Genomic DNA, 19,951 nt, shown 5'->3' with positions numbered 1-19,951 from the left:
ACATAAAATGACCCGGCCGAGGGAGTCTCCTCGGCCGGGTCCTTCATGCCGTACTCAGTTGTTGTTGTCGTCGATTTCGTGGTTCTCGCCCGGTGCGATCAGCGCCGGCCCCGCAGCGCCGCCGTGTGCGAGAGCGTCGAGGAACGAGTGAGCCCAACGGTCGACGTCATGAGTGAGCACCTGACGGCGCAGGGCGCGCATGTGGCGTCGGCCGTCTTCCTTCGGCTGGTTCAGCGCTTCCACCATGGAGTCCTTGACGTCGTCGAGGTCATGGGGGTTGCACAGGAATGCCTGACGCAATTCTGCTGCCGCGCCGGTGAATTCGCTGAGCAGTAGAGCACCGCCCAGGTCGCTGCGGCACGCTACGTATTCCTTGGCGACCAGGTTCATGCCGTCGCGAAGTGGGGTGACCAACATGAGGTCGGCGGCAACAAAAAACGCAATGAGTTCGTCGCGGTCGACCGGCCGGTGGATGTAGTGGACAACAGGGCGGCCGACTTCACTGAACTCGCCGTTGATGCGCGAGACCATCTGCTCGATGTCACCGCGCATCTGGACGTAGCTTTCGACGCGCTCGCGGCTGGGAGTTGCCAACTGGATCATGACGGTATCGGCGGGATCTATCCGTCCGTCGATGAGTAGTTCGTGCAGTGCGTTCAACCGAACGTCGATGCCCTTGGTGTAATCGAGGCGGTCGACGCCGAGCATGATCTTCTTGGGGTTGCCGATCTCTTTGCGAATCTGCTTGGCGCGGTCGCGAATTGCCTTGGAGCGTGACCGCTCGTCGAGCTTGCCGGAGTCGATGGAGATAGGGAATGCGCCGACACGGACGGTGCGGAAACCCACTTGCACAACACCGAGTTTGGAGCGGACACCGACGTTGCCGCGTGAAGTTTGTTGTCCCGCGAGCCGCCTGGCGAGGAAGAGGAAGTTCTGTGCGCCGCCGGGCAGGTGGAAACCGATGAGGTCGGCGCCGAGGAGGCCTTCGATGATCTCGGTTCGCCACGGCATCTGCATGAACAGTTCGACCGGGGGGAACGGAATGTGCAGAAAGAACCCGATGGTGAGGTCGGGACGCAGCATGCGCAGCATCTTCGGCACGAGCTGGAGTTGGTAGTCCTGGATCCAGACCGTCGCGCCGTGGGCCGCAGCCTTGGCGGTGGCCTCGGCGAAGCGGCGGTTGACCTCGACGTACGCGTTCCACCATTCGCGGTGGTACTCGGGCTTGACGATGACGTCGTGATAGAGCGGCCACAGCGTCGCGTTGGAGAAGCCTTCGTAGTACTCGTTGATCTCGGTGGCGCTGAGCGGTACCGGGTACAGCTCCAGTCCGTCTTCGACGATGGGGTCCATGTCGGCGTCGGCAACACCGGCCCAGCCGACCCACGCCCCTTGCTTGCTGCGCAAGATCGGTTCGAGAGCGGTGACCAGACCGCCGGGACTGCGCTTCCACCGTGTGGAGCCGTCTGGCAGCCGCTCGAGATCGACGGGCAGGCGGTTCGCTACTACGACGAACTCGGCCTGCCCGGACACGGTCTTCTCTTCGGAGAGAGCAACTGCGTCGTCAGAGGGGATTGAGCTGGCCGATTCCGGACTGACAGACACGTGGTTCCTTCTCGTTAGGTATAGGTGAGAGACTCGATCGAGATTCAGTCGAGCTTGCTGACGGGGCTGATACCGAGCATCGAGAGCAGCATCCTGCACTCGTCGGCGTCTTCCGCGTAGGCAGCGACAACGCGCTGTGCCATACGGGCGGTTTCCTCGGCTACGGTCTCGATTTCCTCGTCCGGGATCTCGACTTCGGTTTCGACGGTCGTCTTCTCAGACATCATGTTCCTCTCATGCTTGCCTGCAGGGCGCAAGCAATGGTTCCGCAAGCAATGGTTCTACAGCGACTCTATGAGAACTGGGCACGTCAACGCTAGTTGCTTATGTATTAGGGTCGACTTACTTCTGTGTTCGGCCGACGTTCTTGTTCCTATCAATGCTTGGAGTTCCATGAGTTCGACCTCCGTGAGTGACATCGTAGATTCAGATGAATCCGACATAGGTAAACACAGCGGTGCAGCGATCTTGCGACGGGTTCTGGTTCGAAACCGGGGACCGCTGGCCATCGGCACCGTTCTGGTGTGCCTGCATCAACTCGCCGAAACCGCGGTGCCGATCTCGATCGGTGTCATCATCGATCGGGCAATCGAGACTTCGGACACCACCGCGCTCGTCGTGTCGATCTGTGCGCTCGGTGCATTGTTTCTCGTGCTCACCGCAGCCTGGCGGTTCGGTGCTCGGTTCATCGTGACGGCGATGCAGCAGGAGGCCCACCGATTGCGCCTCGAGGTGGCGCACCGCGTTCTCGACCCGCGAGGTGTGCGCACGGACCTGCGATCCGGCGAATTGCTCACGGTGTCGACGTCGGACGCGGAACAGGCGTCCTGGATAGCGGACATCGTGCCGCGGGCCGCAGCAGCGTTGACCGCTGCGGTGGCGTCCGCTATCGCGTTGCTGTGGATCGACGTCACTCTGGGGCTGGCGGTGTTGATCGGCACCCCGGTCATTCTCGGTCTACTGCAACTGTCCGCGCCGCTGATCACGTCCCGCGCGACGGGGAAGCAGGCGTCGATCGCCCGGGCGTCGGCAATGGCAACGGACTTGGTGAGTGGACTGCGGCCGCTCCGCGGTATCGGCGCGGAGAAGTCCGCATCCGATCGCTACCGCGGTGCAAGCCGTGAAGCCCTTGCATCTGCGGTGCACACGGCAAAGGCCACTGCGGTCTACACCGGTGTGTCGGCGACGGTCAGCGCATTGCTTGCCGTGGGGATCGCCGGTTGCGCCGGCTACTTCGCATTGCAGGGCCGAATCTCGGTGGGAGAGTTGATCACCGTGGTCGGTCTGGCGCAGTTCTTTCTCGAACCACTTGGCCTGCTTGCCTCTCTGCCCGGATATTTTGCGGTTGCTCGCGCGTCGTCCGATCGGTTGGCGTTGGTGCTCGACGCCGATCCGATCCTGACGCCGGGGTCGGTTACCGAGACACCGGGCTACGGTCTGACTCTCGAAGGGCTGCAATTCCGTTCACTCGGCGGCGTCGATCTGCACTGCGACGCCGGCGAACTGTTGGGCGTCGTGGCGTACCAACCGCAGGACGCCGAGGCGCTGGCCACCGTGCTGTCAGGGCAACCGGGTGCATACGAGTACCAAGGTTCTGTGCGGATCGGCGGAATCTCGCTGCGGGACATGGACTTGGCACTGGCCAGGCGCACCGTGCTGGTGGAACCACACCTGACCGATCTGTTCGGCGGTTCGCTCGGCTCCAATCTCGCGGCGGGCGCAGTCGATGCACAGTCCTCGGATCTGGGGGATGCGTTAGCTGCCTCTGCCGCCGCCGATGTCGTCGACTCCCATCCAGACGGACTCGACCTCGAGGTCACCGACCGCGGAGCCAGTCTCTCCGGCGGTCAACGGCAGCGGGTCGCGCTGGCACGCGCGTTGCTCACGAAGGCGCCAGTGCTGGTGCTGCACGATCCGACAACCGCGGTGGACGCCGTGACGGAAGCATCGATCGCGGCAGGCATCGCGGAACTGCGCCACAGCGGAACAGCTCTGCACACCACGATCCTGATCACGAGCAGCCCGGCGTTGCTGGCGGCAACAGATCGTGTGGTCGTTCTGGATCGGGGCGTAGTAGTGGCACAGGGGACGCATGCCGAACTCGCTCACCACGACACCGACTACCGAGGGGCGGTTCTGCGATGACCGGGAAAGAGACTCGCGAACTGCTGCCGATCGCCGGCGGGCGCGAAACCTGGCAGTGGTTGCGGTGGGAGTTGGCGCAGCGGAAGCTGCAGAGTTTTCTTGTTGTGGCCGTATCGGCCGCAGCGGCTGCGATGGCGTTGGTACCGATCTACGTGTTCGGTGTCCTGGTCGATCGGGTTCGTGAGGGCGCGCCCACGTCGACGATTCTGACGGTGGTGGCGATCATCGCGTCGGCGGCCGTCGTCGGTGGTGTGTTCACGGGATACGCGTCGTATCTGGTCAAGAGGCTGGGTGAGACGATCCTCGCGGATCTGCGCGAGCGCACTGTCGACCGAGCGCTGCGGTTGCCTGTCCCGACGCTGGAGAAGGTCGGCAAGGGCGATCTGCTTTCTCGCGTCGGCGATGACGTCGCCGTGATCGCCAAGGCCGTCTCCGAGGTGATTCCGAACCTGATCGGAGCCGTTCTGCTGGTCGCGCTCAGCATGGTGACCATGCTCGGTCTGGACTGGCGTCTGGGTCTGGCCGGGCTGGTAGCGCTCCCGATGTACGCGATGGCACTGAAGTGGTACCTGCCACGATCGGCGCCGATCTACGCGGCCGAGCGCGTGGCGATGGGTGCACGTTCGCAGGAATTGATCAGCAGCGTGCAAGGTGTCCGGACGGTGCGGGCCTACAGCCTGGAGAAGGAGCATCTCGGACGGATCGACGACGCGTCGGCGAAGGCCCGCGATCTGGCGGTGGGAGTATTCGGCCTGTTCACCAGGTTCGCCGGGCGCGGGAACCGGGCCGAGTTCGTGGGCCTGTCCATGATCCTTGTTGTCGGGTTCCTGCTGGTGCGCGACGACATCGTGACGGTCGGCCAGACCACAACGGCAGCGTTGCTGTTCCATCGCCTGTTCAATCCGATCGGTTCGCTGCTCTACACCTTCGACGAAGTGCAGTCGGCGGGCGCGAGCCTGGCACGACTGGTCGGAGTCGTGGATATCCCGGAACCTGACCGCGCCGACATCGACGTGGCCGAACCTCACGATCGCTCACTGACATTGCGGGACATCAGGCACAGCTACGACGGCCGCGAGGTTCTCCACGGCGTCAGTCTCACTCTGGCCGCAGGGGAGCGGGTGGCTCTGGTCGGCTCGACCGGTGCGGGGAAGTCGACGGTGGCGGCGATCGCCGCCGGATCGTGGGCACCGACGTCGGGCAGCGTGCTGGTCGGTGGTGTTGCGTTGGCCGCCCTCGCGGACCTACGACGCCACATCGGCATCGTCAGTCAGGAAGTGCACGTGTTTGCCGGCCCCCTGATCGAGGACCTGCGACTCGCAGCGCCCGAAGCGTCCGAGGAGGACGTGATGTCGGCGCTGAAGACCGTCGGGGCGTCTGCGTGGGTGGCGGCCTTGAGTGACGGTCTTGCAACCGTTGTCGGCGAAGGTGGCCACGAGATGACGGCGTCGCAGGCACAACAGTTGGCGCTGGCCCGGTTGGTTTTGGCAGACCCTGCTGTTGCGGTGCTGGACGAGGCGACGGCGGAGGCCGGGAGTGCCGGCGCCCGCGAATTGGAGGCAGCTGCTGATGCGGCGACGGCCGGGCGGACCACTCTTGTTGTCGCTCACCGGCTTACGCAAGCGGCGGCAGCGGACCGGGTGATCGTGCTCGAGCACGGACGGATCGTGGAGCAGGGGTCGCACCTCGAGTTGGTGGCTGCGGGCGGGCGGTACGCGCACCTGTGGACAGCATGGGAAGGGCGCGAGACGCGATAGTGTTGCCGCAAGCGGGGGAGCTTCGGTCAACCCGAAATCAGGCTGAGAAATGCAGCGGCAGAACACGAGGAGGAAGGCAGCTATGACGGTCGCCACAATCAACGGAATCCCGATCAATTACCAGGTCAAAGGTGATGGGGATCTGGTGGTGCTCATCATGGGGACCGGAAGTCCTGGGCGGGTGTGGGATCTTCACCAGACCCCCGCACTGGTTGCGGCGGGGTACCGCGTCTGCACCTTCGACAACCGTGGAATCGCGCCGTCCGGTGAGAGTGTCAGCGGTATCACGATGCCGGACATGGTTGCCGACACCGCAGGTTTGATCGAGCATCTCGGTGGCGGCCCCGCGTATGTGATCGGCACGTCGATGGGTGCCCGAGTGGCTCAGGAACTCACGTTGGCCCGCCCGGACCTGGTCCGCAAGGCAGTGTTCCTCGCCGGCCATGCCCGGATGGATCACTTCCAGCAGACGCTGTCCGAGGGGGAGCGTGAGTTGGTCGACAGTGGTGTGGAGTTGCCCGCAAAGTATCGAGCGGCAGTAACGGCGGTGATGAACCTGTCGCCCACTACCCTGGCTGATGAGCGCTCAGCCAGGGACTGGCTGGACATTTTCGAATTCTCCGGTGGCACAACAGCACCCGGCGTGCGAGCTCAGCTGAACATGGATCGCTCGTTCGATCGCCGCAGTGAGTACCGGGCGATCATGCGTCCCTGCCTGTCCGTAGCCTTCGCCGATGACCGGATGATTCCGCCCTTCCTCTCCCGTGAAGTTGCAGACTGCATCGCCACGGCGACGTACGAAGAGATTCCGGACACCGGTCACTACGGTTACCTCGAGCGGCCGGATGCTGTGAACAAGGTGCTGATCGACTTCCTGGCCGGGTAAATCGATCAGGCCAGTGCGAGGAACAGTTTCTCGAGTTCGGCTTCGGTAAGAGGGTCCTTGCCTTCAGCGCCGGTCATGCATTCACGCAGGCCGGAGGCGACGATCTTGAAGCCGGCCCGGTCGAGAGCCTTTGAGACCGCGGCAAGTTGGGTGACTACGTCCTTGCAGTCGCGGCCGCTTTCGATCATCGTGATCACTCCGGCGAGTTGGCCATGAGCGCGGCGCAGTCTGTTCAATACGAGCGCAATGCTCTCTTCGTCGCCGGTCATCGTGGCCCTTTCTCGAATGTTCGTACCCGGACGAGAGTACCCCGGGGGGCATGGCGGCTGATCGTGAAGGATTCTGTTCGCTCATCGAACAGGATCCTTCACGATCGAAGCCTCAGAGTGCGCTGATGGCGGCGCGTAGTTTGGTGGCCGCCTCGGTCGCGACCGCCTCGAGTCCGCTTTCGTCGGAAACCTGCACCATCACATCCGGATTCATGGCCTCGACATAAAACGAATCTTCGGCCGACGTGTCTTCGCGAACCACGACATTGCACGGCAGTAGCAGACCGATTTGGCGATCGACCCCAACGGCGCGGTGCGCGAGCTGCGGATTGCAGGCACCCAGGATCAGGTACTTCTCCATGTCTTCGCCGAGTTTGGCCTTGAGAGTGGCTTGCATGTCGATTTCGGTGAGGATGCCGAAGCCTTGATCCGAGAGGGCTCCGCGAGTGCGGGCCACGACGTCGTCGAATGTTCCGCTGACCTTGGTGCCAAGTGCGATATCCATGGGAGTTCTCCTTTGTCGTCTTCGATTCAGCATACCCCTAGGGGTATGCGGTAAACAGTGATGTCGGGTACAGGATCTAGCCGTGCGAGAAGCTGATCTTCGGCAGAACCCGGCGAAGCCACGTGGGTGACCACCACGCTGCCTTGCCGGTCAGACGCAGCGCAACCGGAAGAAGGACCAGGCGGACGAGGACGGCGTCGAGCACGACCGCGACGCCGAGGATGATTCCCATCTCCTTCGGCGGCAGGGGGTCTGCCAACGCGAAGGTGAAGAATACGGCCACCATCACGGCAGCCGCTGCTGCGATCACTCGGCCGGAGTGTGCCAGTCCGTCGATATGAGCGATCTTGGGATCGCCGGTTCGCTCGTAGTGTTCCTTGGCGCTCGAGAGGAGGAAGACGGTGTAGTCCATCGCAATCGCAAAGATCATCGCGAAGAAGAACACCGGACCCCACCCGTTCAAGAAGCCCTGAGGTTCGAAGCCGAGCAGGCCGGATCCGTGGCCGTCCTGAAATATCAGCTTCGCGACACCGAATGCCGCGCCGGTGGACAGCAGGCTCACCAGCGTGCCGATGACGGCGATGAGCGGTGCCTGCAGTGCGATCAACAGTAGGGCGAATCCGAGTGTCAAAATCACGGCAATCACGATCGGCAGGTAGTCGTTCAACGCTTGCTGAAGATCGAGATTCTCGGCTGGGGCGCCGCCGACACGCGCGGATTCGGGTAGTCGCTCTCGCAGGTCCGCGAGGATGCTCTCCATCGCAGGATCCGACGGGTCGATGCCCGGAACCACCTGCAGCATAACCAGATCGGAACCATCCGCCGCGGGTTGCGCCGGAGTGAGCATTGCTATGCCGTCGACGGATTCGGCAACGCGTGCTGTCCCTTCTGCGTCCTCGGCGGTCGTGACAATGTGCAGCATTCCGGGAGCACCGTCACCGAACTGCTGCTGTACCAATTCGTATCCCTGGCGGACCGGAGCGTCCTCGGGAACCACCGCGATGGACGGCATGGCCACTTTCAGTCCGAAGACGGGGATGATGAGCGCAATCAGAATCAGCAGTGCGCCGATGCCAAACGGCCAGGGGTGCCGGTGCAGCAGTGACGCCCACGACGCGAACAACGGGGAACGGTGTTGCTGGCGCCGCGCATAGGGGAGTGAACCGGCGTTGACTTTTGCGCCGATCTTGCCGAGCACGGCAGGGAGCAGGGTCAGCGTTGCAGCGAGAACGAAGATCACTGCGAGCATGATTCCCACGGCCATCGTGCGCACTGCGGGTGCGGGAACGATCAGAACCGCCGTGAGGCTGACGAGGACCGTCAGGCCGGAGAGAACAACGGCTTTGCCTGCAGTGTCCATTGTTTCGGCCACAGCGGCTCGGGGGGCGGGGTTCTTTCGTAGCGCGTCGCGGAATCTGGCAACCAGGAACAGGGCGTAGTCGATGCCGAGTGCAAGGGCAAACATCATCGCGAAGTTCATGGCCCACACCGAGATCGGCGTGATCTCGTTGAGAATCACAAGTCCGCCGGCCGACGCGACGAGACCTGCGAGGGTCAAAAGCAGTGGCAGTCCGGCAGCGACCAGGGAACCGAAAGCCAGCACCATGATCGCGAGAGTGACCGGCCACGACATCATTTCGGCCTTGATCATGGCTTCGTGATTGGCCTTGTTGAAATCGCTCCACAAGGCAGACGCGCCGGTCGGGTACACCTCGATCTCGTCGGTCGAGAGGTCGGAGAGTTGCCCTCCGAGTTGGTCGAGGGCGCTCACCATGTCGTCTGTACTCGCGTTGGCGCCGGCAATCAGAATGCCGGTATGCCCATCGGGGCTGATCGTCATACCGGGTTGTGGTGCGATCACCTCACCGAATCGACTGTCCTCGGCGAACAGTGCCGTTGCCCGGGCGAGTGTGTCCTGCATCGGCGACTCGGTGATCTGCTGCGAATCCGAATGCACGACAACCTGGACTGCAGCAGAGGAATTTCCGCCGAAATGCTGATCTGCCAACTCCCGGACCTGTACCGATTCTGACCCGTTCGCTTGCCAACCCGCGCCGGCCAATGACGTGAAGACACTTGGTGCTGCGGCGCCAAGTGCCACGAGTGCGATCAACCAGATTCCGACAACCCAGCGGGCATGCGTGGCCATGGTGCGTCCGAGTCGGGCGAGCACTCCGTCGCGTGCGCCCTGGTCGGGTGGCGCCGAATCGGCGATTGTTGCGGTCGTCATTCCAACTCCTGATACGGGTGGGGGTATTTACTGGTTGCTGTCATGTATACCCCTGGGGGTATTCTGTTGTCACATCTCGGACCACGAGAAGTGCGGCGCCCATGTCGGCTTAGGCTGACGACGGAGGGCGGTTGGGGCGTCGATTTCGGTCGGGTAGATATTCGGAAGACATTCGTTCGGAAAGTTGGGAGACGCGCATGGATGCATCGGATTGGGACGAGCGATACAGGGCAGTGACGCAGCCGTGGGGGATCGACCCGGCCGGAACGGTGGCTACGCGTGTGGCCACCTTGGAGCCGGGAACTGCCGTCGACCTGGCGTGCGGCGACGGGCGTCATGCCCGCTGGTTGGCGGAGCACGGTTGGTCGGTGACCGGTGTCGACTACTCGCCGGTGGCGATCGACCGTGCGCGGTCGGCTGACGTTGGCGGTGCCGTCACCTGGGAGGTCGGTGATGCGACGTCATGGACAACGGAAAGTGAGGTCGACCTGGTTCTGGTGAGCTTTCTGCATCTTCCGCTCGCTGAACTTGTCGACACTCTGCGACGCGTCGCCGAGTGGGTCGCGCCGGGTGGGCGAGTGATGTACCTCGGGCATTCGATCGAGAACTATCACCGGGGCGTCGGCGGTCCGCTTGAGCCGGACATCTTGCCGGGCATTTCCGATCTTGCGCGAGCTGCCGAAGGCTTCCGCGTCTATGCGCTCGAACATGTGGTGCGTGCCCAAGATGACGGCTTTGCGATAGATATTCTGCTGGAATTCGGTCCGTGGGACCGGCGCTGAACAGGTGATTCGTACCCTGGCCGACAAAATATGACGTGCGTCGCATTGCGGCAGGGCGCCAAGCGCTATGCGAGGAGTCCCCGTGTTGATACCCTCACCTAATTAAGGATAGCCTTTGCTTCTGACTTGGGATCGATGATCGGCCGCCTGGTCGTGATGTCGGGGATGGACAACCTGTATGAGTGAATCACCGAGTGACTTCAGTGCTGCATCTCTCACTGTCGATATTGTCGGAATCGGGTTCGGCCCCGCCAACCTCGCTTTGGCAATCGCAATCGAGGAACACAACGCAAACTGTGCAGCAGTCGATCGTGTCACCGCACGATTCTTCGAGAAGCAGGACGAGTTCGCCTGGCACCCGGGAATGCTCCTCGACGGAGCCACTATGCAGATTGCCTTCCCCAAGGATTTGGTGACGTTCCGCAATCCTCAGAGCGGATACAGCTTCTTCTCCTACCTTCACGAACACGGGCGCCTCGTCGATTTTGTCAATCACCAGACTTTCTTTCCGACGCGTCACGAGTTCAACGATTACCTGTGCTGGGCCGCCCGTCGGGTTGATGCAGACGTGAGTTTCGGAACCGCGGTCGAAGCAGTCGACGGAAATCGAAACGCCGACGGCGTTGTCGACCGTTTCGACGTTCGGCTAGACGACGGGACCGTGGTCACCGCGCGAAACGTCGTGGTCGCTGCTGGTCTGGTGGAACGGATTCCCGAGTGGGCGCAATTGTCGTCTCGCTGTTTCCACAACCATCAGTTCCTGTTCCATCTCGACGCGATGCCTGCACCTGTACACAACCGGTTTGTTGTCCTCGGCGCAGGCCAGAGTGCCGCGGAAATCGTCGACTACCTGCATTCCCACTACCCGAACGCAGAAGTGCACAGTGTCTTTTCTCGCTACGGATACAGCCCCGCCGACGACAGCCCGTATGCCAACCGCATCTTCGATCCCGAAGCCGTCGACGCTCTGCACGGTGCAAGTGCCGCTGAGCGTGAGCGGATTCTGGCGCTGCACCGCAGTACCAATTACTCGGTTGTCGACATCGAATTGATCAACAGCCTCTACGCCACCGAATATCAGGAAATGGTCCGCGGTCCGCGTCGGTTGTTCATGCGCAAGGCGTCGGAGATCACGAGTGCCACCGAATCCGAATCCGGCATCGAACTGACCGTTCGAAGCAATCTCGACGGACTCGCCGAGACGCTCGAGTGCGACGCACTGGTCCTCGCTACCGGCTTCACTGCGGCCCCGTTGGATACGTTGTTGGGCGAACTCGTGTCTGATTCGTCCGTTCCGCGTACCGTAAGTCGGGACTATCGTATGGCTGTAACGGATGACGTGACGGGCGGTATCTACCTGCAGGGTGGTACGGAACGGACACACGGACTGACGTCGTCGCTGTTGTCGAACGTCGCGGTCCGTGCAGGCGAGATTCTGGCGTCCGTTCTGAGCAACCAGAAGACGACCGGTGCGCTTGCTAGTCTGAGCGCACAAGAAACGTACGTAACAAGTGAGGCGAGATGAGCACTAATCCTTTCGATGACGAAGACGGACGCTTCTACGTGCTGGTGAACGACGAGGACCAGCATTCGCTGTGGCCCACGTTCTCCGAGGTCCCTGCGGGCTGGCGTGTGGTGTTCGGCGAAGAGAGCCGGGCAGCGTGCCTCGAGTACGTGGAGAAGAACTGGACCGACATGCGTCCCAAGAGTCTGCGCGAGGCGATGGAAGCAGACCAGGCTGCAGCAGGACGCAGCTCCGAGAGCTGATCCGTTCCTACAACGCTCGACAAAGCTGGGCACCGACATCGGTGCCCAGCTTTTCGCGTTCGGCCGGATGGGGAGTATCAGGCACTAGTTCTGCTGCTGGCTGCCGGTGTGCGGCGTTTCCGCTGTCGGACGAGGGGACGACGCAGTGAGTCCACACGCATGAGAATCCGGGGGCGTCGTAGCGTCCGGGCTACCCACTCGCCGAGTGTGACACCCGCGGCCAATGCGCAACCGATACCGAAGGCCGACAGCAGTGCTGTCAATCCGACCAGCACCTGATCGTTGAGCAACGAATAGAGCCCCTTGTACAGCGAGAGGCCGGGAAGCAGTGGCGTAATGCCCGCGACCGCCACGACAAGCGGCGGAGTCAGCGCCCGGCGTGCCATCAGACCACCGGCGAGGCCGACGACCGTCGCTGCGATCGCAGCTGCGATGACGGGTCCGACGTCAAGTGTCTGCACGTAGATCGACACACCACTGCCCGCGGCGCCGCCGAGGAAAGCGGCTGTCAATGCTCGCCTTTCCGCATAACAGGCAAGTGCGTAGAACACCGAGGCGAATGCGCCGGAGAGCATCAGCACCGGAAGCTGGGTGATCGGGGAGGCTTCGACGTTGATCGGCGGCAATGTCGAGCCCAACATTCCGGTGACGCGCAGTGAGATCGCGACGCCGGCGATGATGCCACCCGTCATCATCACAACTTCGAAGAAACGTGCCACTGCGGTGATAGGCGCGCCCATGATCGCGTCCTGCACCGAGCCGACCAACGACAGCCCCGAGAGCAGAACCACCACCCCGGCCGCGATGACCAGCGACGGTCTGATGCTGATCCCCAACTGTTCCTGAAATGTGTACAGGGTTGCGGCCGGGGCAGCGGCGATCAGGCCACCCATCACCTGCTGGAAGAAGAACGGCAATCCGAAACGGTTGAGCACCCGGTTAACTCGGTCGATCACCATCGTCGTCAGGAATGACACCGTGGCAACGAGGAGTCCACCGCCGAGGAGCACGGACACCGACGCGGCCATCGCAGACCACGCCAGAGTTGCTGTCCAGCGACTGTACGGATGGGGCGCAGTTGTGATCGTCGTCAGTGCTTCGTGGGCCTGATTCGGGGTGATGGCCTCGCGTCTGATGCGACGCGTCAGACGGTCCACAGCAGCGAGGCGGGTGAAGTCCATCGAGCGGTAGTGGACGATACGCATCGTGCTGGCCGGCGGGCGGGTCGGTCCTCGATACGCGGACAGAACGATCGAGTTGTACGTGACATCGACATCACATTGAGCCAAACCGTAGGTCGCTGCGATGAACTGAACCTGTTCGGCGGTGTCCATCGCCGCTGTTCCTGATGCGAGGAGTACCTCGCCGACCCGAACTGCCAGGTCGAGGACTTCTGCGACCACTGCGTCGTCGGTCAGGTCGATCGGTTGTAGAGGCGCGGGTGCCGACGTGACCGTGTCCAGCGTGGCCTGGCGGTGGCCGGTCAAACGGTCGAGGGCCTCGGCGAGTTTCGACATCAAGGGCGGCGCGTCGGTGGTCGACTCTGCGGGGTGCTCATGGGGCCCACGGTATCTAATGTGACCCGCGCGCGGCCACCGTGACGGCTTGGATATGATGGCTCCGCAAGTTCGTTCGCGGCGACGCGTGCGACTTCGCCTCCTTAGCTCAGTGGTAGAGCACTCGCCTTGTAAGCGAAAGGTCGTCGGTTCAATCCCGACAGGAGGCTCCGATGCAGAGGGCGTTCACCCGGCAATCAGCCGAGGGGACGCCCTTTTCGGTGGTGGACCTAGTTGGCGGACGGCCTGGTGTCGTGGGTATCCGCGTTGGCCTGGCTCGGGTGGATCGCAGCGGCGATGTGTTGTTGCGCGACGACGCGAAGTTTGATGTTGCTCGTCTGGGATTCTTGGATGAGGAGTGAGAAGGCGTCGTCGGCGGTGACGTGTCGGGTGCCCATGATGATGCCTTTTGCCTGCTCGATCACACCTCGGGATTCGAGGGCGAGTTCGAGGTCCCTCGTGCGTGCTCGGGCAAGCTCGAGCCGATGCGAACTTCGCAATGCGAAGTACGCCGTGAGGGCAAAGAGTTCGATGATTGCAGCGTCGGCATCGGTGAATCCGTACTGGTCGCGGCTGTACAGATTCAGTGTCCCGAGGGGCTGCCCCTGTCCGGGGAGTGGTGCGGAGAGGAAGCTCGACACTCCGACACGTCGCGCCTCACCGGCAAATTGAGGCCAGCGACGGTTGGCTTCGCTGGAATGTGCGTGCACTACACAGGAGGCGCGTGCGGATTCCACGGCGGGGCCGACTCCGAGCTGAAATTGGAGCTCGTCGACCGAGTGCACGAGATCGTCGGTCGCGGCGACGGTGCGATGGGTGGAGTCGGACTCGGCGACGGTGATGCCGGCAAGGTGGGCGCTGTCGATTATGTCCACGGCATGGGTGCAGATCTGTTCGAGGAAGTGCCCGTCATCTGTGTGCTGATCGGGTTGCGCATAGAGTGAGCGCAGGGCGTCGGTGGTTGCCCGTAATCGCGCTGGAAGTACGAAAGTGCCTGCACCGTAACTAGTTCCATGGCAAAAATCGGCGTGTGGCGGCGTCATAACTTGCACACCCTTCTTCCAGGCCCGCAAATTCGGGTGATTTGTCCCATTCTCGCACCTGGATACCTGGTCCGCAGTCCGTTTAGTCGCGGAACGAGCGGATTGCCGTCGGATTCGTTACCTTTGTCACGAATCGGACATCGAGCATATTTGCCGGTGACGTTTGGCGACGCGCAGAAATGGGTATGCGCCAGCTCGCTCTAAATCTGTTGTGCTACAACAGATTCGCAAGAAGTTACGACTGTAGTACAAGATTCTTCGTCAAGTCCCCGGATGCTGCCCGTATGGCCTATTCTCAGCGCCAGCGCACAATCTTGTACGTGTAACCCGAAGACAGTGAAGGGGATACGACAATGAATGGACTTATTGCCGCATTGAACAGCGGATTCACCCTCGGCTTGGCGAACACGATCCTGACGTTCGGCGGAATTATCGTCAATCTCAATATCGTGATCAACAACTGACTCCGCGAAACTGCTCTGTTATGCAGGAATGACGCCGTTATGCGGGTTCGGCTATGCGGGTTCGATGCCTACATCGGATATCGGCCGCTCGCTCTTGCCTTTGAGCCATCGGTTGGGGAGCTTTCCGGCTAGTTCTCCGAGTGGGCCCACCGCAGCACTCAGTACCGCGACGGTGTCCTGAAGTATTTCGATGCTCGCACTCATGCGTTCGAGGTTGGGGGCCAATGACGTCAGAGTGTCGGAAAGGGCAACAATCTGATCGAGTGGACCACCCTCGGCGATAAGTCTTTCGAATGCGCCGTTCTCGGCGAGCAGTGTTTCGAGGATTCCGTTTTCTGCCAGTGCGCGATCGATGACGCCGTTCTTTGCGGTGAGGCGCTCCACCGCCCCGTCCTGAGCAGTCAATCTTTCCAGTGGGCCGTCTTCGGCCGTCATCCGGTCGAGTAGTCCACCGGGTGCAAGCAGTCGCTCCAACGCGCCGTCCTCGGCGAGCACTCGGTCCAGGGGGCCGCCCGGCGCAAGCACGCGCTCGAGCGGGCCACCTGGAGCTAGAAGGCGTTCGAGAGTTCCGTCCGGTGCTGTCAATTTGTCGACCGGGCCGCCGGGGGCCAAGAGTCGATCGAGTGGCCCGCCGGCGGCGAGAGCCTGCCCGATGGGACGGTCGTCCGCGGTCAGTGACGACAACTGTTGAATCATCTGCAACGGCCCGCGCGGATTTGTCAGAGATGCCGCGCCGACCGTCGCGGCGCCCGGGTTCGAGATAACAACTCGAACGGTTGTCACCGTCAGTTCGGCGATACCCAGACTGATTTCTGCGGCGGCGATGCCCGCACGCACGGGGAGCGTGAGTATCTCGACCAGTTTCATTGAATAACTGTAACCGGTCACACACAAATACTCGCCCGCATAATGCGAACGTCAGTGCAGAAGTACGTCAGTGCAGAACCTTGAGGCCGACCACTGCTCCGATGATGACCAGAATCAACAGGACTTTGACGATCGACGAGGACTCGGTACCCGTGATCATGGCGTATCCGACGGTCAGCGCGGCACCGATGCCGACCCAGATTGCGTACGCAGTGCCGATCGGCAGCGTCCGCATTGCGTACGCAAGACCGGCCATGCTGACGATCAGGCCGAGTACGAACACGATGGTGGGGGACAGCTTGCTGAATCCATCGGATTTGCCCAATGCGGTAGCCCACACAGCTTCGAAGATTCCGGAAATTACGAGCACGATCCATGCCATGACGAACACTCCTAACACCGTCTTGTCGCTGGCCGGGTACGGTGTGCTCGTCCGGACGTCGTTACCGACTTACTTCACGATAGCAACGGAACGCAGGTCGAAGGCTGATTCGGGCGGTCAGACCAGTCACATCCGAAACCGTTCACAGGAACTTCCCAGGGAACACGCAGCGTGAATCCAGCAGGCGGGGAGAAGATGGTTTTCGTGACCGACAAGCCAAGTGAAGCCCGCATCCTCGTTGTCGACGACGAGCCCACCATCGTGGAGTTGCTCTCCGTGAGCCTCCGTTTCCAGGGTTTTGAGGTTGCCACCGCATCCAGTGGCGCCGAAGGCCTCGACGTGGCGCGAACATTCCGTCCCGACGCGATCATCTTGGACGTCATGATGCCCGGAATGGATGGTTTCGGGCTGCTGCGGCGGTTGCGTGCGGACGGCGTCGACGCACCGGTGCTCTTTCTGACGGCGAAGGACGCGTTGGACGACAAGATCACCGGCCTCACATTGGGTGCTGACGATTACGTGACCAAGCCGTTCAGCCTCGAGGAAGTGGTGACGCGGTTGCGCGTCATCTTGCGCCGAGCCGGGCGCGGAGTCGCACCCGAGCAGTCTCCTCGGGTGACGTTCGCGGACATCGAGCTTGACGACGACACGCGTGAAGTGTGGAAGAGCGGAGAGCTGGTATCGCTGTCTCCGACGGAGTTCACGCTGCTGCGGTACTTCATGGTCAATGCCGGCACTGTCCTGAGCAAGCCGCGCATCCTCGATCATGTCTGGAACTACGACTTCGGCGGCGAGGTGGGTGTGGTCGAGTCCTATGTTTCCTACCTTCGACGCAAAGTCGACACGGGCGAGACTCCGTTGATCCACACGTTGCGTGGCGTCGGGTACGTGATGCGCGAACCTCGGCGATGACTTCGCAGTTGCAGGCCGAAAAGCCCTCCTCCGGAGGGCGATTCCGTGTGCATGCGCTTCCGCTCCGATTCACGCTTGTGGCCGCACTACTCATTCTGGCCGGAATGGGTTTGCTCGCATCCGGAGTAGCAGTGACGTCTGCGCTCGAGAACTCGCTGACGCAACGTACCGATCGGACTCTGTACGAGGCCATCGACGGTTGGGCAAAGCCGCATTCGCGAGATGTCCAGCCGCCCAGCGCCGTCGGCCCGAATACCCGTCCGCCGAGCCCGTTCTTCGTTCGCACGGTGACTGCGGACGGAAAAATCATCACCCTGAACGACGAATCGTCGTCGACCACACCGGACCTGTCTGTCGACGCCACGAACGGGCCGGTCACGACAGGTTCGACGGACGGTTCGGATGTGAAGTGGCGTGTCCTCTCCACTGTTCGAGACGGAACAACCACCACGATCGGTGTCCGCATGACGGATATCGAGCAGACTGTCGACGACCTGATCGGTCTCCAGTTCGGGATCGGTGTGGTGGTGTTGCTCGTACTCGGAGGCGCGGCCTACTTTGTTGTCCGTCGTAGTCTTCGGCCTTTGGTGGAAGTCGAGGAAACTGCAGCAGCGATTGCCGCCGGTGATCTCCACCGACGTGTTCCAGAAAGGGACAATCGTACCGAAATCGGTCGATTATCGGTGGCGCTCAACGGAATGCTGGCCCAGATTCAGCGGGCCTTTGCTGCAACGGAGGCGTCGGAGGAATCGGCACGCCGCTCGGAAGAGCGCATGCGACGTTTTGTCGGCGATGCGAGCCATGAATTGCGCACTCCGCTGACTACCATCCGCGGTTTCTCGGAACTGTATCGCCAAGGTGCCATGACGGATACGGCCACACTGATGAATCGCATCGAGGGGGAAGCGTCGAGGATGGGCTTGCTGGTCGAAGACCTCCTGATGCTCGCGCGACTCGACGAGCAACGCCCGCTCGAGAGCAAGACGGTGGATCTTCTTGCCGTTGTGGCAGATTCGGTTCAGGCAGCACGGGCCATCGCGCCCGATCGGAGCGTCACGCTACAGATGGCGGGTGGGCCGGGGACCCCCGAGGTGGTCGGCGATCAGGCCCGCCTGCGCCAAGTCGTCGCGAACCTGGTCGGCAATGCAGTCAAACACACACCGCCGGACGCTGAGATCGTCGTTCGGTTGGGCACTACCGAAGACACTGTGGTCATCGAGGTTTCGGATACCGGCCAAGGGCTCAGTGAGGAAGACGCGGCACGAATTTTCGAAAGGTTCTTTCGAGCGGACACATCCCGCACGAGGGAAACCGGCGGTGCGGGTCTCGGTCTGTCGATCGTGTCCGCGTTGGTGGCAGCGCACCACGGAACCGTCTCGGTGACCAGCGCGCCGGGCGAAGGTGCGACCTTCCGGGTCGAACTTCCTCGCGAGCCACACGAAGACTGACCTGGCCAGACCAGTCCGAATCCACTTCGGGAGTTATCGACCATTTGTCGAAAGTGGTGCAGGGATGCGAGATTCCGCAGCCGAGATGATCTCTCTCGGCGTAAGGTCCGTGATCGTGAGTTTTGTAGCATCCACTGCGCAACACCATTCGAGCGTTGTCGGCGCCAGACCGCTCACGAGGTAGTTCCGGGGCGACAAGATCGTGGAAACTGCTGCCGCCGAAGGTGACAAAAGGACGATTACCTGCGTTATCTTCGAACAAGTCCGGCGGAAGGCACTTCTCGACGAAGTTGCCCCTGTCCGAGATAAGTGGCAACCGACCTTCGGCGTGTCGCCGGTGCGGTGCCCGGCATCATGCCTTCGAATCCTTCGATACCGGCCGGTGTCGAGAACTGTGATCGGTCGACGGCGAGGGCCACGTCGAGCGCCTCACGCGGCGTACGCGACCCGCCGCGGACGGCGTCGTAGCATCGTGGCGTCGAACGTGCTGCTGTTGCTGCCGAGTTCGAGGAGAGCCCGGTCAGGCGACGTAGGACTCGAGGCGGGTTCTCACCAGCGCGTCGATGTCGCCGCGACGCTTCTCCGACACCACACCGGCCAGGAGCAGTACGAACAACTCGTCGATGCGCTCCGAGAGATCTGCTCGACGGCTCAGCACGTTCGAGACCATTTGCACGCCCGTGAATGTCGCAGTGACCACACGACCTACGGACTCGGGTGTGACGTCTTGGCGAATATCGCCTTCTTGCTGCGCGATGTCGGCCAGTCGTTGAAGTTCTCGAATCCAGGTGAGATACGGCTCGAAGGGGCCGTCGGCAGTATTGAGCTCCAAGGTGAGTCGGATGCCGGCACGAACGACTGGATCGGCGATCAATTGTCGAGCGATCTCATTGCAGACCATGATGACCTGCTCCAATGCCGGTGCGCCGGTAGACGCAGCTGCAGAGAACGATGCCAGGGAAATGCGATGCTGCTCATCGATGACGGCCTGGGCAAGTTCGTCTTTGGAGGAGAAATGAAAGTAAACCGCGCCCTTGGTCATCCGTGACGCGGACACGATGTCATTCATGCTGGTGCTGCCGTACCCAGAGATTTCGAAACGGTCAGCCGCGCCGCGGAGAATCTGCTGGCGACTGATTTTGGCGCGTTCCTGCATTGCTTCCGTTCCTCCGAATGGTCCCAGCTGGTGTGTCCCGTTGGGCGCTGGTCCTGCGACCAGCGCTCAACGGTAGCAGCGAAACTCGTTGTTGTGCGACAACCTAAACGGACTGTTCGGAATGTGGAAGTGCAGGTCACCGTAGATAAACGGAATAAAGTGGACGGCCGCAACACT

At 61.9% G+C, this 19,951-nt stretch carries 18 protein-coding genes, 1 tRNA gene and 1 riboswitch; of the genes, 9 read left to right on the top strand and 10 right to left on the bottom strand.

From position 1 onward, the window contains the following. Window positions 1-54: 54 nt before the first annotated feature. Together V2B23_RS13600 and V2B23_RS13595 are read right to left on the bottom strand one after the other, a co-directional pair. Window positions 55-1,533 (bottom strand): alpha,alpha-trehalose-phosphate synthase (UDP-forming), encoded by a 1,479-nt coding sequence (locus V2B23_RS13600; protein ID WP_430951153.1) that lies wholly within the window; start codon window positions 1,531-1,533, stop codon window positions 55-57. Window positions 1,534-1,649: 116 nt separating this feature from the next. Then, window positions 1,650-1,829, bottom strand: a complete 180-nt coding sequence (locus V2B23_RS13595) for a hypothetical protein (protein ID WP_430950824.1) — start codon at window positions 1,827-1,829, stop codon at window positions 1,650-1,652. 169 nt (window positions 1,830-1,998) lie between these two features. Here V2B23_RS13595 and V2B23_RS13590 point away from each other — a divergent pair, with 169 nt between their 5' ends. The 3 genes from V2B23_RS13590 (at window position 1,999) to V2B23_RS13580 (ending at window position 6,393) form a co-directional block, all read left to right on the top strand. Further along, entirely contained in the window at window positions 1,999-3,750 is a 1,752-nt protein-coding gene (locus tag V2B23_RS13590) for an ABC transporter ATP-binding protein (RefSeq protein WP_430950823.1), read from the top strand. After that, window positions 3,747-5,507, top strand: a complete 1,761-nt coding sequence (locus V2B23_RS13585) for an ABC transporter ATP-binding protein (protein WP_430950822.1) — start codon at window positions 3,747-3,749, stop codon at window positions 5,505-5,507. Before V2B23_RS13590 ends, V2B23_RS13585 begins: the two co-directional genes overlap by 4 nt. An 82-nt stretch (window positions 5,508-5,589) precedes the next feature. Beyond that, window positions 5,590-6,393, top strand: coding sequence for an alpha/beta fold hydrolase (locus V2B23_RS13580; protein WP_045068722.1), 804 nt, complete (start codon window positions 5,590-5,592; stop codon window positions 6,391-6,393). Window positions 6,394-6,398: 5 nt separating this feature from the next. On the opposite strand, the gene V2B23_RS13575 is transcribed toward V2B23_RS13580, so the two are convergent. From V2B23_RS13575 to V2B23_RS13565, 3 genes are all read right to left on the bottom strand, one after another. Beyond that, complete coding sequence (locus V2B23_RS13575; protein ID WP_033232278.1) at window positions 6,399-6,662, bottom strand: metal-sensitive transcriptional regulator; 264 nt, start codon at window positions 6,660-6,662, stop codon at window positions 6,399-6,401. A 112-nt stretch (window positions 6,663-6,774) separates the two neighbouring features. Continuing rightward, a complete protein-coding gene (locus V2B23_RS13570; protein WP_095888281.1) occupies window positions 6,775-7,167 on the bottom strand; it encodes a DUF302 domain-containing protein in 393 nt (130 codons plus the stop codon). 76 nt (window positions 7,168-7,243) lie between these two features. Beyond that, window positions 7,244-9,397 carry an MMPL family transporter gene (locus tag V2B23_RS13565; RefSeq protein ID WP_430950821.1) on the bottom strand — a complete coding sequence of 718 codons (2,154 nt, stop codon included), beginning with the start codon at window positions 9,395-9,397 and terminating at the stop codon, window positions 7,244-7,246. A 197-nt stretch (window positions 9,398-9,594) separates the two neighbouring features. On the opposite strand from V2B23_RS13565, the gene V2B23_RS13560 reads away from it, so the two are divergent. The 3 genes from V2B23_RS13560 to V2B23_RS13550 all read left to right on the top strand — a co-directional run bounded on the left by V2B23_RS13560 (window position 9,595) and on the right by V2B23_RS13550 (window position 11,946). Further along, window positions 9,595-10,179 carry a class I SAM-dependent methyltransferase gene (locus V2B23_RS13560; protein ID WP_430950820.1) on the top strand — a complete coding sequence of 195 codons (585 nt, stop codon included), beginning with the start codon at window positions 9,595-9,597 and terminating at the stop codon, window positions 10,177-10,179. Window positions 10,180-10,357: 178 nt separating this feature from the next. After that, window positions 10,358-11,704 carry a lysine N(6)-hydroxylase/L-ornithine N(5)-oxygenase family protein gene (locus V2B23_RS13555; protein ID WP_430950819.1) on the top strand — a complete coding sequence of 449 codons (1,347 nt, stop codon included), beginning with the start codon at window positions 10,358-10,360 and terminating at the stop codon, window positions 11,702-11,704. Continuing rightward, a complete protein-coding gene (locus V2B23_RS13550; RefSeq protein WP_033232272.1) occupies window positions 11,701-11,946 on the top strand; it encodes an MbtH family protein in 246 nt (81 codons plus the stop codon). Before V2B23_RS13555 ends, V2B23_RS13550 begins: the two co-directional genes overlap by 4 nt. Window positions 11,947-12,023: 77 nt before the next feature. On the opposite strand, the gene V2B23_RS13545 is transcribed toward V2B23_RS13550, so the two are convergent. Further along, window positions 12,024-13,463 carry a threonine/serine ThrE exporter family protein gene (locus V2B23_RS13545; RefSeq protein WP_430950818.1) on the bottom strand — a complete coding sequence of 480 codons (1,440 nt, stop codon included), beginning with the start codon at window positions 13,461-13,463 and terminating at the stop codon, window positions 12,024-12,026. 137 nt (window positions 13,464-13,600) lie between these two features. Between V2B23_RS13545 and V2B23_RS13540 the strand changes: the two genes are divergently transcribed. Further along, window positions 13,601-13,672 (top strand) — tRNA-Thr (locus V2B23_RS13540). Between the two features lie 60 nt (window positions 13,673-13,732). Here the strand turns inward: V2B23_RS13540 and V2B23_RS13535 are convergent. From V2B23_RS13535 to V2B23_RS13525, 3 genes are all read right to left on the bottom strand, one after another. Continuing rightward, window positions 13,733-14,545 carry an ANTAR domain-containing protein gene (locus V2B23_RS13535; protein WP_430950817.1) on the bottom strand — a complete coding sequence of 271 codons (813 nt, stop codon included), beginning with the start codon at window positions 14,543-14,545 and terminating at the stop codon, window positions 13,733-13,735. A 515-nt stretch (window positions 14,546-15,060) separates the two neighbouring features. Next, the gene (locus V2B23_RS13530) at window positions 15,061-15,876 is read right to left on the bottom strand and encodes an ABC transporter (protein ID WP_430950816.1); all 816 of its coding nucleotides are present in this window, start codon (window positions 15,874-15,876) and stop codon (window positions 15,061-15,063) included. 67 nt (window positions 15,877-15,943) lie between these two features. Then, complete coding sequence (locus V2B23_RS13525) at window positions 15,944-16,258, bottom strand: DMT family transporter (RefSeq protein WP_430950815.1); 315 nt, start codon at window positions 16,256-16,258, stop codon at window positions 15,944-15,946. An 11-nt stretch (window positions 16,259-16,269) separates the two neighbouring features. Then, window positions 16,270-16,332, bottom strand: a riboswitch (guanidine-III (ykkC-III) riboswitch). Window positions 16,333-16,453: 121 nt separating this feature from the next. Here V2B23_RS13525 and V2B23_RS13520 point away from each other — a divergent pair. Further along, a complete protein-coding gene (locus tag V2B23_RS13520) occupies window positions 16,454-17,170 on the top strand; it encodes a response regulator transcription factor (protein WP_430951152.1) in 717 nt (238 codons plus the stop codon). Beyond that, window positions 17,167-18,618, top strand: a complete 1,452-nt coding sequence (locus V2B23_RS13515; RefSeq protein WP_430950814.1) for a sensor histidine kinase — start codon at window positions 17,167-17,169, stop codon at window positions 18,616-18,618. The genes V2B23_RS13520 and V2B23_RS13515 overlap by 4 nt, the downstream gene beginning before the upstream one ends. Window positions 18,619-19,138: 520 nt before the next feature. Here V2B23_RS13515 and V2B23_RS13510 read toward each other — a convergent pair. Further along, window positions 19,139-19,774 carry a ScbR family autoregulator-binding transcription factor gene (locus V2B23_RS13510; protein ID WP_430950813.1) on the bottom strand — a complete coding sequence of 212 codons (636 nt, stop codon included), beginning with the start codon at window positions 19,772-19,774 and terminating at the stop codon, window positions 19,139-19,141. Window positions 19,775-19,951: the final 177 nt, after the last annotated feature.

Origin of the sequence: Rhodococcus sp. 24CO, from assembly GCF_050586165.1 — a bacterium.
GTDB lineage: Bacteria > Actinomycetota > Actinomycetes > Mycobacteriales > Mycobacteriaceae > Rhodococcus_F.
The sequence above is the reverse complement of the archived record's forward strand: the minus strand, read 5'-3'. Positions and strand labels throughout refer to the sequence as shown.